Genomic DNA, 13,875 nt, shown 5'->3' with positions numbered 1-13,875 from the left:
AGAGGGTATCCAGGTCTTGCGTCACAACATGATCTTGGATGCCCTCTCTTCATGCCCAGACATCGACCCCTGACTTCGGAACTACTCGTCTAGGCGCGTCACGGATCCGCCGCTGACCCTCCCGCTTAACCCGTACATGCCAGTGGACGGGTTCGGTGCTGCCGGAAGCGGCCCAGCGACCACATGTGCCCCTCGACGAGCATGCCGAGCTCGGTGGTGGTGATCTGGGGGTCGCGGAGTTCCGGCTAGAGCGCCTGGCCACCCTTTCTGTGACGTCAAGAGGCTACCCCTCACGGCGAGACTTCGGGCAGCCAGGTGTCCAAATGGTCCTGATTTCGCTGTAGGTTCTTTTCGTCACGACGAGTGATGAGAGAAGGTTGGTTTCAACTCGCGCTCGGCACGTTTCTGCAGCCTGGCGTGATCATGCCCCCGCGAGCAGGCGTTTGTGACGGCGGGTGATCGAAGATCTTACCTATTGCGATGGCTGCTGCTCGTCTCGTAGCGTGCCCGCAACTTGCTGTGTCGATGTGGGGAGGGCTCGTGGTGGGGCGCGCGGGGGTTGGTCGGCGGCTGCGGATGGGTTGGGGATCCGGATGGTTCAGGATCTTGGCGAGGAGTCGGTCTTGGCCGATGCTGGCGGCCGGGATGGTGTTGGCGATGACAGCCAGCTTGCTGACGCAGGTGCCGGCCTCGGCGCAGCCGAAGCCGAAACCTGCGATCGAGTCGCAGACACCGGTGCCGACACGAAAGGTCAAACCGAGGCCGCCAGCCAAGGCGCAGACGGATGATCCGGGTATCACCTCGTTGAAGAACACGTCGCTGCCAAGGGCGGCGACGGCGACGGTCGCGGTTTCCGGCCGCCGTGCGAAGGTCGGGGATCTGCCTGTCGCGGTGAGCCCCCCGACCCCGGTGACGGCAGCTGACGAGCAGCGCGCCATCCAACGGCCGCAGCTATCACCGTCGTCGGTGAAGGTACGGGTACTCGACCGCAAAGCGGCCAAGTCCGCGGGGGCGTCAGCCGCGCTGTTGACGGTTTCCCGCGCCGACGGCTCCAACAGCCCTGGCACTGTCCGCATGCAGGTGGACTATGCCAAGTTCGCCAACGCCTACGGCGGCGACTTTGGTGGACGTCTTCGCCTTTTCGCGCTACCCGCGTGCGCGTTGACCACACCCGCGGTTCCCAAGTGCCGTGACCGACGCGATCTGGGGGCGGTCAGGTCAGGCACAAGCTTGACTGCCGACGTGTCGCTTGCGGGAGCGGCCACGGCAACCGTGGTGGCCCTGGCTGCCACGCCCACCTCGGCTGGCGGCACTTTCCAGGAAACGAACTTGTCTCAGGCCTACTCGTGGTCGGCCGGCAACCAGAGCGGCAGCTTCACCTCCAGCTACCCGCTCCCGGTGCCGCCCGCCGGGATCGGCCCCCAGCCGAACCTTGCCCTGACCTACGACAGCGGACGAGTCGACGGGCAGACGTCCACCCAGAACGGCCAGACCTCCTGGGTTGGTGAGGGCTGGGACCTGCAGGTCGGTTACGTCGAGCGTTCCTACCGGCCGTGTAAGCAGGACGGCTCGGCCGCTTACGAGGGCGACCTGTGCTGGTTCTCGCCCAACAACGCCACTCTGGTGTTCGCTGGTAAGGCGTCTCCGCTCGTGTTCGACGGCACCATCTGGCGGGCGGCGAGCGACGAAAGTCTGCGGATCGAGAAGCTCACGGACCGCTCTTACATTGGCAATGGTGATAATGACAACGAGTACTGGCGGGTAACCACGCAGGACGGGGTCCAGTACTACTTCGGTGTCAACAAGCGCTACAGCAACGACAACGAGAACACTCATTCCGTCCAGACGGTCCCGGTGTTGGGCAACAATACCGGCGAGCCGTGTTACCCCAGCTCCTGCGACCAGGCCTACCGGTGGAACCTCGACTACGTCCTGGATCCGCACGGCAACTCCATGACCTACGGCTACACGAAGTTCCAGGGCATCTACGCGTCGCGATCCGCGCAGGGCACCCTCGGCTACGACTACTCCGCACAGCTGGAGTACATCGATTACGGAGATCGCGCCGGCGGCGAGCATGCTCAGAAGGCGCCGATGCGGGTCGAGTTTCAGACCGCGGAACGATGCGTCGCCGAGCCTTGCCTGAACGAGTACGGCACCCCCAACCGGGACAAGTACCCCGACACCCCGTGGGACCTGTACTGCACCTACGGCGATTCCAACTGCCCGAACTCCAGCCCCACCTTCCTGACCACCAAGCGCCTGGCCGCGGTCAAGACCATGGTCCTCGACTCCGGCGATCCTCCCCAGTACCGAGTCGTCGACGAGTGGAAGCTGCAACACGCCTTCCCCGACACCGGTGATGTCATCGCGCCGACCGGGTCCGACACCTCACCGCACCTGTGGCTGCAGTCGGTCGAACACATCGGGCGCGCCCCGGACGGCAGCACCCTCGCCGAGCCGAAGACGGAATTCGGCGGTGAACGACGCTACAACCGCGTGGACTGGAGCGCGGCTGCGGGTGTTCCTCCCTATCAGCACTACCGGCTGACCTCGGTCCGCAGCGGCACCGGCGCCGAGACGCTCATCAACTACATCGACACCCCCGAAGCCGGCGCCAGCTGCGACTCCACCTGGACACCAATTCCGGACAACAACCCCTACCTGTGTTTCCCGCAACGTCACGCGGCGAACGGCAGCGCCGGCTTCGGCTGGTTCTACAAGTACGTCGTCGCGAGCGTCCAGGAGCATGACCTCACCGGCGGATCGCCCGGGGAAGTGACGTTCTACAAGTACACCAACGAGGCGTCGTCTGACAGCGCGCTGTGGGCGCACGACACCAACGAAACAGTCGAGTTGCAGTACCGCACGTGGTCGCAGTGGCGGGGATACAGCACCGTCACCGCCACTAAGGAAGCCACCGAGACCGTCGAGACCGCCAACCGGAACGTCTACCACCGCGGCATCGACGGCGACGGAAAGACCACCACTGACGGCCTCGGGGTCTCGTGGTACAGCCGCCGGGCCGGGCTCCTTGCGCCCCTAGGCACCCCAGGAATTGACGGAGCCATCTCTGGACGGGGCGGGAGGTGCCTGGACGTCTACCAGGGCGGCATCACCGACGGCACAGTGGTGCAGTTGTGGAACTGCAACGGCACGGACGCCCAAATCTGGGACTACCAGACAGCGGACGGCCATATCAAGAACCTCAAGTCCGGCAAGTGCCTGGACTCCGGTGGGGTGACGAATGGGTTGCAGGCCAAGATCTGGACCTGCCTGAATCACGTGAACCAGGTGTGGAGACCACAACCTGACGGCACCCTAAAGAACCCCAACTCCAACAAGTGCCTTGACCTGCTGAATTACGGCACCACCGCTGGGACCGTGGTGCAGTTGTGGGATTGCCAGGCCGACTGGGATCAGGTGTGGCAGCCACAGGCCAACAGGACGATGATCAACCCGCAGGCGGGCCGCTGCATCGACATCAACCAGGGCGCCACCACCAACGGCGCGATCATCCGCGCCTACCGGTGTAACGGAACCGCCGCCCAGCTCTGGCAGCTGCAACCCGACGGCAGCCTCAAGAACCCGCAGTCCAGCAAGTGTATCGACATCGTGCAGGGCGGCACCGCCAACGGCACCCTCGTGCAGCTGTACACCTGCAACCAGACCGGCTCCCAAGTGTGGCAGCCCCAAGCCGACGGCACCTTGAAGAACCCGCAGTCGGGCAGGTGTTTGGACGCGGGCAGCAATGGCAGCGCCACCGGGCAGCTCACCATCTACGACTGCAACACCACCCTCAACCAGCAGTGGACCAACAGGTTCGTCGACGCCAACGGGCTCAGCGGCTTCCTTCGGGAGAGCCAACAGCTCGACGGCACGCAGGTAGCGACTTCCACCATCCACGTGCCGACGGTCACCCAGACCGGCACCCGCGCCGCTCCAGCCACAGGTGGTCAGGAGATGCGCGCGTACCGGGTGAACGAGACCACCACGAAGGCCCGCACCTGGATCGCCGCGGACAGCAAATGGCGCTGGACCGAAGCCCAGGCCAGCTACGACGCCTATGGCCTACCGATCGACACCAAGGATCTCGGCGACACCTCGACCAGCAGCGACGACACCTGCGTGCGCGCCGAGTACGCCCGCAATGCCAGTGCCTACCTGATCGCCTTCCCGTACCGAACCACCGAGTACGCCGGCACGTGCGGCACGGGCACGATCCTGTCGCAGAGCCGCACCTACTACGACAACACCACCACCCTCGGTACGGCCCCGACCAGAGGGCTCAAGACCAAGAACCAATCCCTCACCACCGCCCCCGACACCTGGGCCACCACCGAGGCGACCTACGACCTGCGGGGCCGACCGCTGACCAACAAGGACGCCCGCGGCTACACGACCACCACCACCTACACCCCGGCAGACAACCTTCCGCTCAAGGAAGCCAAGGTCATCAACGCGCTGACCCACACCGCGACAACGACTTTTGATCCTGGGCGAGCGCTACCGACCCAGAGCATCGACGCCAACGGCAAACTGACGCTCACCGAATACGACCCGCTCGGCCGTCGCACCGCCGTCTGGCTGCCCACCGAGAAAAAGGTCAACGGCGACCCACCATCGGTCAGGTACGCCTACGACATCAGGCCCGACGCGCCCAACAAGCTGACCACCCAGACCCTGCAAACCCGCACAAGCGAAACCGGCCAGCCCGTCTACCTGTTCTCCTACCAGTTCCTCGACGGCCGGATGCGCCCCCGCAACACCCAGACCACCGCGCCAGGCGGAGTCGGCCGGATCATCACCGAAACCACCTACGACACCCGCGGACAGGTGGCCACCGAAACCGCCCCCTACTACAACGTCAACGCCGCCGGCAGCGCCCTCAACTCCGCCGCCGCCGCGGATCTGCCCTCGCGGACCGTGCACAGCTACGACAACCTCGGCCGGCCACTCGCCGAGGCACTCGAAGCCAACGCCGTCGAGAAGTGGCGCACCCGGCACAGCTACGACGGTAACCGCCACACCCTCATCCCGCCGTGGGGCGGCAACTCCACCAACTACTACGACGCCGCCGGCCGCACCGTCCGGGCTACCGCGAACCCCAACAGCACCACCACCGAAATCACCACCTACGGCTACAACACCGCGGGTGAGCTCACCACCATCACCGACGCCGCCGGCAACATCACGCGCTACGGCTACGACCTTTCAGGCAACCGCACCAGCGTGCAGGACCCCGACTCCGGCAGCTCCACCTCCACCTACAACGCCATCGGCGACCTGCTGTCCACCACCGACGCCCGTGGCCAGAAGATTTCCTACGAGTACGACCCGCTCGGCCGCACCACCGTCCGGTGGGCCGGTGACGCCGGCACAGGCACGAAACTCGCCACGTACCAGTACGACGGCATCAACGCCGCCAAGGGCATGCTGTCTGCCACCATCCGGCACGTCGGCAACGCCGACTACGTCGTCCAACCCACCGGCTACGACGACCGCTACCGGCCCACCGGCACCCGTTGGGTCATCCCCCAGGCCGAAGGCAGCCTCGCCGGCACCTACACCGTCGACTACGGCTACGACGCCGCCGACCACCTGACCACCATCACCTACCCCGCCCGGGCAGGACTGCCGTCGGAAACCGTCACCACCGGGTACGACGTCCTCGGCCACGCCACCACCCTCACCGGCGTCAACAACTACGTCACCGCCACCGGCTACACCAACATCGGACAGCTCGCCTCCCGTACCTACGGCGATACCGGCGCCGGCCAGCTCATCCGCAACTACGCCTGGGAACCCGCCACCGGCCGGCTCGCCAGCATCTCCGCCACCCTCCCCGACCCGGCGCTGCCCGGAACCCGCAAAACCATCCAGGACGACCTATACACGTACCTGTCCGCCGGCGACATCAGCGCTGTAAAGGACCGCACCGACGGCCAGTCCCAGTGCTACCGCTACGACGGCATGCACCGCCTCACCGAGGCCTTCACCACCACCACCGACTGCGCCACCACCCCCACCGACGTTGCCGCCACCGGCAAACAGCCCTACTGGGACAGCTACACCTTCGACAACGCCGGCCGCCGCGCTACCGACACCCATCGCACCGGCACCGCCACCACCAACCGCACCTACAACTACCCCGCCCTCAGCCAGCCGCAGGTCCACGGCACGAGCTCCATCGCCGTGACCGGCAGCACCACCCGCACGGACACCTTCGGCTACGACCTCGCCGGCAACATGCGCACCCGCACCGTCGTCGGCGTCAAAACCGACTACACCGTCAACACCGAAGGTCGCTTCGACACCGCCACCGTCGGCACCGAACAAACCAAGCATCTCTACGACGCCGACGGTGGCCTCCTCGTCCGTACCGACCCCACCGGCAAGAGCCTCTACCTCGGCGCCGAGGAACTCCGCATCGAGGGCAAGAACGTCACCGGCACCCGCTACTACAGCCACAACCAGGCCACGGTTGCCGTCCGCACCAAGGACGGACTTGACTGGCTCGCCGCCGACCACCAGGCCAGCGCCAACCTCACCGTCGACCCCACCACCGGCACCGTCCAACGACGCTGGTACACCCCGTACGGAGCAGACCGCGCCGGCGCGGACGGCTGGCCCACCGACCGCGGCTTCCTCAACGCGCCCGCCAACACCTCCACCAAACTCCTCGACGTCGGAGCCCGCGAGTACGACCCCGACACCGGCACCTTCACCTCACCAGACCCCCTCATTGACCCTGGCAACCCGAACAGCCTCAACCCCTACGCCTACGCACACCACAACCCCATTACCCTCAGCGACCCCACCGGCCTGGCCCCTGGATGGGCCACCGGCATCGCCGGCGACGGAGACCTCAGCGACACCGACAAAGCCGTCATGCTGACCGTCGGACTCGCCGTCGCCGCCACAGTCGTCTGCGTCGGCACCGGCGGAATGGCCTGCGCCATCATGGCCTCAGCCGCGATCACAGCGGGCCTAAACGCCGCGTTCGCCCCTGAAGGACAACGCTTCAGGGCAGCACAAGTTGGAGCTGTCTCGGGGGCGGTCGGAGGTGCCGTCGGTGGCCTGCTCGCCACAACCACCGGCATCGCCGCAAACGCCGGGACCCGGCTATTCATCGCCAGCATCGCCGCAGGCGCATCGGAAGACGCCACCAACCAGCTTTTGACCACCGGAACGGTTGACTGGCGGCAAACGGCAGAGGCCGCAGCCCTCGCCGCCACCTTCTTCCTAGCCGGCAAGATCGCGGGAAAGGTTGGCAGGAAACTTCTCGGCGGGTGTGCCGCGAAGCACAGCTTCGCCCCAACCACGCCAGTACTTATGGCCGATGGCTCCAGCAAGCCGATTCAGGACATTGAGCTCGGCGACGAGGTCACCTCGACCGATCCCGAAACCGGAGTCACGGAAGCCAAGAGCGTCGAGCAGCTGCATCTCAACCACGACACCGAGCTCACCGACGTTACGGTCAAAATCGCCAAGGAAGCGGGGGACGGTAAGGTCGCAGAAGCGGCGACCACGATCCTGCATACGACCCAGAGCCATCCGTTTTGGGACCGCACAAAGCATGAGTGGGTGGATGCGGCCGAGCTCGTTGTCGGGCATGAGTTGCTAACGATCGATGGAGACATCGTCACGATAGTCGGCGTTCGAAACTATGCCGGTCGGACAGAAATGCGCGACCTAACCGTCGCCGACATCCACACGTACTATGTGATGGCTGGCGACTCGCCGGTCTTGGTTCACAACTGCAACAGCGCGAGACTGGGCAACAATCTTAGGGCGAATGGTGAGCCGCGGCCGGTTGGCGTAGACGCTCAGGCACACCACATCGTGCCCTGTGGATGCAAGAAGGCATTGCCGTCTCAGGCCATTCTCGCGAAGCATGGAATCGATATCGACTCGGCGGTTAACGGCGTGTGGATGAGTCAGAAGGGGCACGCTGCAACGTTCCGAAACTCCTATTACTCATGGCTGAACGACGAGATGGCTAATGCTGATATGCTAGGGCGCAAGCAAGGCGTGCTTGACTTCCTGGCTGGCCTGAAGCAACAACTAAAAGATGTTGATCAGGTGGCACATACAGAATTCTACTGAGGTGTTTGATGGCATACCTTGTCGAGTTGGATGTTGACGACTTCGGATCGCTCGACGGACCGGAGGATTCTTTTCCGGTCAGCGTCGTTGATCATAACTGGCTGGGTGTGCCGTACCCTGCGGTTGCATCGGTAGTCTCCTTCGAGTGGGAACCGGGGGAGACTGCCGATACACCGGATGTTTTCTGGTACCCGCAAATGCGGGATTGGGTCTGTTCTAAGAGGGCCTATGACGTGCTCGCTGGCGCGGCATCACCGGATCTCCATCTAATTGCGGAAGGCCGATTGGATGAAAGTCCTGTGTTCGTTGTGCAGGTGGTAAGCGTCCTTGATGTCGTTGACCGAGAAAGCTCCATCATCGACAGGTATCCCAGTTACGAGATATTGCAATTTCCGACGTTCATTCGGAGTGCCTCTGCCACGGTGGCCAGTAGAATCTTCCGGGTTCCGGGATCGGCGACAATGATCTTTATGGGAGAGACGGTCAAGCAAGCCATCGACAACGCGGGCATAAAGGGGTTCAGGTTTACTCCGATTGATTGGTCGGAGTAGTCGGGGCCAGGCGCGATGCCTGCAATCGCCACTCCGGAGCGTATTGCCCCGGCAACTATGTGCGCTGGTGTGCGCTGTTGGCCGTGCGGGTTGCTGTCACGGTTGCTGTCAAAGACTTATAATGTATGCAAGTTGATAGATTAATCCAATGTGGACAGCGCCCACGCTGACCACCTTGCCTGGGGCAGCATCGAGGCGAGGTGGCCGGTGGCTGGAGTCGGCTTGCCGGTGGGTTGGTCGGTGGCACGGCGCGTAGCGTCGTGGCGTCGATCCCCGGAGGCCACCGCGGTGGCTGGCCCGTGATGGGATCGTCACGGCGTCGACCGCCTCGGCTGGGGAGGTGTCGCCGGGTTGGTGCGGTGGTTGCGTGGGCGCGTGCGCGCGGGCCGGAACGGCATAGCGCGTGCGCGTGCGTCCGGCGTAGCCGGGCGCTCTTGATGTTCCTTGTATAGACGTTTTGAGCCAGCCTGTGATCTTGGGCGGTGGGCTGGGCGTCTACTTCTCGGTCTTGCGGGTGCGTGCGGTGCGTTTGGCGGCACTCGGCTGGTCGGCGGGTTCGCGGCGGTCGGCGAATGGGTCGGTGGCGAAGTTGCCGTGGCTGGTCTGGTAGCGGGTGGCTTCCTCGATGAGGTCCCGGTGCGTGTCGGCGTGCGCGAGCAGGTCGGCCAAGGCGGCGTTGCGGTCGGCGGCCGTGGCGGCGGTGTTCAGGCGCCGGACGATTTCCTGCTGCGTGGCGAGGTAGTCGGCGACTCGGCGGCGTAGATCTGAGTCGTCATCGGCGATGGGCTCGCGCAGCGCTGCACCTTGGAGATAGTCGAAAGCGTCGGGGTGGACGAAGGTGCCTTTGCCGGGGACGCCGTAGGTGATGCGCAGGTGCTGGAGCTCCCGTAGGGCGCGTTGGGCGGTCATGGAGGCGACGCCGTAGATCCCGAGTTCCGCAGTTCGTAGGGACACAAGCCTGATCAGTTCTGGATTGCTGCTGGTCACGGGCTCGCGGACGCCTCACGGCGGGCTTGCGGGCCCGAGAGTGTAGTAACACGAGCGGGGACTCATATCTTGTGTAGCCAGTGGTGATGTGGTTTCGTCGTAGTCATGTATCTGCGGTTCACGTCGCGGACCAACGCCGACGGCAGCGTGGTGCGCTACGTCGCCCTGGCGCACAACCGCCGCGTGGACGGCAAGATCAAGCCTGATGTGCTGATGAACCTGGGCCGTGTCGAGCAGGTCGACGTCGAAGGAATGCGCCGGCTCGCCGCGTCGATCAACAAGCACTTCGGCGGAGACGGCGACGGCGCGGGCGTGGAAGCGGGCCTGGTTGCCGGGGCGGGACCCCTCGAAGTCGTTGACGCCCGCTCGATCGGGGCGACATGGCTGCTCGACGGGCTGTGGCGGCGACTGGACATCGCCGCGGCCGTACGCACCGCGGCGGACGCGCGCAGGTTCACCACGAACATGGAACGAGTGCTGTTCGCGCTGGTCGCCAACCGGGCGGTGGCGCCGATGAGCAAGCTGTCGGCAGCCGAGTGGGCCGGCGAGGACACGGTCATTCCCGGTCTGGCTTCGATGGACGACGATCACGCATATCGTGCGATGGACCTGCTCGTGGACGCCGACACGGCCGGCCGGGTGCAGGAAGCGGTGTTCTTCGCCGTGGCGAACCTGCTCAACCTCGAGGTCGACCTGCTGTTCTTCGACACCACCAGCACCTACTTCGAACGCGACACCGAAGACGACGGCGAGGACGCGTTCCGTCGGTACGGGCACTCCAAGGACCACCGCGGCGACCTGCCGCAGATCGTCATCGGCCTGGCCGTGACGAAGGAAGGCATCCCGGTCCGGTGCTGGTGCTGGCCCGGCAACAGCAACGACCAGCAGGTCCTCGCCGAGGTCCGCGACGACATGCGCGACTGGAAGCTCGGCCGGGTCATCACCGTGGTCGACCGCGGGTTCTCCTGCGCCGACAACCTGGCCTACCTGCGACGCGCCGGCGGGCACTACATCGCCGGGATGCGCATGCGCGACGGCAACCCCCTCGTCGAACAGGTCCTGGCCCGCCAAGGCCGCTACCAGCAGGTCAAGGACAACCTGCGCGTCAAGGAAGTACGCATCGACGGCACCGACGTGCGGTTCGTCATCTGCCACAACCCCGACCAGGCCGCCCGGGACAAACAGCAACGCGACGACGCGATCGACCGCATCGAAGCCGAACTCGCGCGCATCCGTGACCAGCGCCAACGCGACGCCAAACGACCCGTCGGCGACAGGACCCGCCAACGCAACGAGGCCGCGCACGTGCGCGCCGAGTGCGCCCTGCGCGACCACCCCAGCCTGGGCCGGTGGCTCGTCCAACAGCCCAACGGACGGCTGAAGGTCAACAAGACGAAGATCAAGGTCGAGGAGCGCCTGGACGGCAAGTACCTCATCGCCACGTCCGACCCGGCGATCAGCGCCGAGGACACCGCCCTGGGCTACAAGAACCTCCTCGAAGCCGAACGCGGCTTCCGCGACCTGAAGTCACAGCTGCTGCTCCGGCCGGTGTTCCACCGCCTCGAACACCGCATCCGCGCCCACGTCCTCATCTGCTGGCTGGCCCTGCTACTCGTCCGCGTCGCCGAACGCGCCACCGGTGAAACTTGGCGAAACATCAACCGGCAACTCGGACGAATCAGCCAGGTCACCCTCGCCGGACCCGCCGGCACCGTCGTGCAGACCACCCCGCTACGACCCGAACACAAGGCCATCTACCAGGAACTTTCCGTCCAGCCGCCAGCCCGGGTCACCACCTTCGACCCGCGCTAACCAAGATCAGACACCGGCGACAGGACGTAGACACACGACCTTCCGGTGGCACACGTCAATCTTCGCTGCTCTGCGCCCAGATTCCGATGATCGTTTAACTACAAGCTGCGGAACCCGGGTTTAACTACAAGCTGCGGAACCCGGGATCTTCAGCTTCATGCGACGTAGGGTGAGCAGGCGCAGTGGATCGTCTCGGGCGAGCTCGCCGATCGGCGACGACCACTGCTGGTGGGATCAGGCGCGTCGACCGCCGGCGGGCCGACCAACAGTTCTGGCCCGGCAAGCTGGACGCCACACTCCTCAGAGGCTTCCTGGGCCTGACCCGCTTTGACGGACATCCGAGATCAGGAGCCGGTGGGCTCCGGAAGGATGTCCAGCATCATGGAGAGCATGGGTAAGAAGCGACCTCGGCCTCGCCGGTCGTTCACGTCGGAGTTCAAGGCCGAGATCGTGGAGTTGTGTCAGCGCGGCGATCGCACGGTCGGGCAGGTCGCGAAGGATTTCGATCTGACCGAGACCGCGGTGCGGGAGTGGGTGAAGCAGGCCGAGCTCGACGCGGGTGCCCGCTCGGACGGGTTGGCCAGCCAGGAGCGGGCCGAGCTGGCGCAACTACGGCGGGAGAACCGTCGGCTGCGTGAGGATGTCGAGATTCTCAAGCGGGCAACGGCTTTCTTCGCGTTAAGGAGACCCGGTGAACGTGTACCCGTTCATCGAGGCGGAGCAGGCCGGCAAGCACAACACCAAGCGTGCGTGCGAGCTGATGGAGGTCTCCCGGTCCGCCTACTACCAGCACGCCCGCGGCCGGCAGTCGCAGCGGGAGCGCGTCGACCACGTGCTCACCGCAAAGATCACCGCGGTGCACGAGCAGTCGAGGGGCACCTACGGGGCGCCGCGCGTGCACGCGGAACTGGCCGACGCTGGGCTGCGGCACGGCCGCAAACGGGTGGCCCGGCTGATGCGTGCTGCCGGGATCCGAGGCAAGTCTCCCCGCCGATGGCGCACGACCACGATTGCTGACCCGGCCGCCGTGCTGCGCCCGGACTTGATCCGACGCGACTTCGCCACGGACCCGGCCGCGGTCGACACCCGCTGGTGCGGCGACATCACCTACATCAACACCTGGGAAGGGTGGCTGTATCTGGCCACCGTCATCGACCTGGCCTCCCGCCGCGTCGTCGGCTGGGCCGTCGCCGATCATCTCCGCACCGACCTCGTCGACGACGCCCTGACCGACGCCCTCGTGCGGCGCAGGCCAGCACCGGGGCTGGTGTTCCATTCCGACCGCGGCGGCCAGTACATCAGCGCCCAGCACGCCCGTCTCGCCAAGCGACACAAGGCCCGGCTATCGGTCGGCCGACGCGGACAATGCTGGGACAACGCCGTCGCCGAATCGTTCTTCGCCACGATCAAGACCGAACTGCTACACCGGCAGCCCTGGCCCACCCGCACCGCCGCCCGCCGGGCGATCTTCGAATACATCGAGGGCTGGTACAACACCCGCCGCCGACACTCCAGCCTCGGCTACCTCAGCCCCGCCACGTACGAAACCACCACAACTGCCACGTCGCGGATCAGCAAGGTAGCGTGAGATCAACACATCGACCCCGTCCGTCAAAACGGGTCAAGCCCAGTCTGGCATGCTGGCCGGATGGCGCATGAAGTCGTCCGTGGCGTGGCCTGGCCGTACCCCGGCAACCGATTCCCACGGCACCTCGGGGTGGTGGTCCAGCGCACCGTGCTCGCGGCACGGAGCCGGCCAGATCGGTAGTCCATGACGCTGAGGGTGACTGGCTGGTTTCCGACGGCGTGAACGATCCGAACGGCAACGCCGTCCTGGTCTGCATGGAGCATCTGGTCGCGGCGGACGGCACGATCGCCGAACTGGCCGCGATGCCACCGGGCACCGAGGCCTGGCGGCCCAATGCGGGCGAGCCCTGGCTCTTACAGCAGCACACCTACGCCGACGCGTAGGCCTCACCCCAAACCAGTGGATCCGTTATCTGATGCCGCGAGCATTGCTGCATGCTTTCGCCGCAGCGGAGCTTACGAGGAGCGGAGAGTTGATTGTGCGGAGGCCCAAGGCTGGACGGTTCGAGATGCCGGGCAGCGTCCTGCTGGTGAGGTGGTTGCTGGTCCTGATTCAGCTCGTCCTGGCGTACGCGACCATTGACCGCACCCGTGGAGGGGAGTTGCCCCCTGGTCCTGGACACTTGAGCCTTGGATCGTGATGGTCTGGGGAGATCAGGAGTCCCTGACAGATGGTGATGAAGCACTACCCCGCGGAGTTCAAGGCTGACGCGGTCGCGTTGTACCGGTCTCGGCCGGGGGCGACGATCGCGCAGATCGCTGATGATCTCGGGGTCAATCGGGAGACGTTGCGTAGCTGGGTCCGCGCTGATGATCAGCGTCGGGGTGC

General features: G+C 65.4%; 7 protein-coding genes and 1 pseudogene. 7 read left to right on the top strand and 1 reads right to left on the bottom strand.

The window, feature by feature from the left end; translation table 11 throughout:
• The first annotated feature begins 657 nt into the window (after positions 1–657).
• Both AB0I11_RS33205 and AB0I11_RS33200 read left to right on the top strand, forming a co-directional pair.
• The gene (locus AB0I11_RS33205; RefSeq protein WP_357329703.1) at positions 658–8,109 is read left to right on the top strand and encodes a ricin-type beta-trefoil lectin domain protein; all 7,452 of its coding nucleotides are present in this window, start codon (positions 658–660) and stop codon (positions 8,107–8,109) included.
• 8 nt (positions 8,110–8,117) lie between these two features.
• Positions 8,118–8,660, top strand: a complete 543-nt coding sequence (locus AB0I11_RS33200; RefSeq protein ID WP_357329701.1) for a DUF1629 domain-containing protein — start codon at positions 8,118–8,120, stop codon at positions 8,658–8,660.
• A gap of 495 nt (positions 8,661–9,155) precedes the next feature.
• Here AB0I11_RS33200 and AB0I11_RS33195 read toward each other — a convergent pair whose 3' ends face one another.
• Positions 9,156–9,626 carry a hypothetical protein gene (locus AB0I11_RS33195; protein ID WP_357329707.1) on the bottom strand — a complete coding sequence of 157 codons (471 nt, stop codon included), beginning with the start codon at positions 9,624–9,626 and terminating at the stop codon, positions 9,156–9,158.
• A 168-nt stretch (positions 9,627–9,794) separates the two neighbouring features.
• On the opposite strand from AB0I11_RS33195, the gene AB0I11_RS33190 reads away from it, so the two are divergent.
• From AB0I11_RS33190 to AB0I11_RS33170, 5 genes and pseudogenes are all read left to right on the top strand, one after another.
• On the top strand, positions 9,795–11,459 hold the full coding sequence (locus tag AB0I11_RS33190; protein ID WP_357329699.1) for an IS1634 family transposase: 1,665 nt from the start codon (positions 9,795–9,797) through the stop codon (positions 11,457–11,459).
• A 369-nt stretch (positions 11,460–11,828) separates the two neighbouring features.
• Positions 11,829–12,131: pseudogene (locus tag AB0I11_RS33185) on the top strand (transposase); the annotation flags it as partial.
• A 19-nt stretch (positions 12,132–12,150) separates the two neighbouring features.
• Entirely contained in the window at positions 12,151–13,047 is an 897-nt protein-coding gene (locus tag AB0I11_RS33180) for an IS3 family transposase (protein ID WP_357329697.1), read from the top strand.
• Between the two features lie 218 nt (positions 13,048–13,265).
• Positions 13,266–13,430, top strand: coding sequence for a hypothetical protein (locus AB0I11_RS33175; RefSeq protein ID WP_357329695.1), 165 nt, complete (start codon positions 13,266–13,268; stop codon positions 13,428–13,430).
• Between the two features lie 287 nt (positions 13,431–13,717).
• Positions 13,718–13,875, top strand: a 158-nt coding sequence (locus tag AB0I11_RS33170) for a transposase (RefSeq protein WP_357329705.1), incomplete at its 3' end; no start/stop codon positions are given.

This window comes from Micromonospora sp. NPDC050495 (assembly GCF_040655175.1).
GTDB lineage: Bacteria > Actinomycetota > Actinomycetes > Mycobacteriales > Micromonosporaceae > Micromonospora.
Note: the sequence above shows the minus strand (reverse complement) of the source record. Positions and strands in the feature narration are given on the sequence as shown.

What these genes read in the sequence shown, in the direction of transcription:
- AB0I11_RS33205 (WP_357329703.1), top strand. Translation starts at nt 658, where the DNA reads ATGACAGCCAGCTTGCTGACGCAGGTGCCGGCCTCGGCGCAGCCGAAG.
- AB0I11_RS33200 (WP_357329701.1), top strand. Translation starts at nt 8,118, where the DNA reads ATGGCATACCTTGTCGAGTTGGATGTTGACGACTTCGGATCGCTCGAC.